The 385-nt window shown below is 64.9% G+C and carries 1 protein-coding gene; it reads left to right on the top strand.

The window, feature by feature from the left end; translation table 11 throughout:
- The coding region (locus AMD30_RS24380; RefSeq protein ID WP_055477373.1) for a hypothetical protein at positions 1–385 on the top strand (385 nt) is incomplete at both ends.

Genomic DNA, 385 nt, shown 5'->3' with positions numbered 1-385 from the left:
GGCGCCGCCGGAGCAGCCCACGCCGGCACCCTGCCCATCACCCGCCCCGGCGAACCCACCGTCGCCATGACCATCACCAACCACACCGACAAGCCCGAATACCTCCAAGGCGCCAACGCCGACGGCGGCCAATGGGTCAACGCACCCCAACACATCCTCTACCCCGGCGCCACCGAAACCATCACCGCCACAGCCCCCTACACCAACCACCTCGACGTCAACGCCATCTACCGCATCGGACTGTTCGGCCCCACCGCCAACTACCAACTCACCAACCACCCCCACAACGTCAACACCGACATGACCACCATCTGGGGACCACACGCACAGAACTACTGGATCAACCCACACATCGACACCGGCTACCCCCAGGTCAACGTCGGCT

It is taken from the genome of Gordonia sp. HS-NH1 (assembly GCF_001418765.1).
Lineage (GTDB): Bacteria > Actinomycetota > Actinomycetes > Mycobacteriales > Mycobacteriaceae > Gordonia.
Note: the sequence above shows the minus strand (reverse complement) of the source record. Positions and strands in the feature narration are given on the sequence as shown.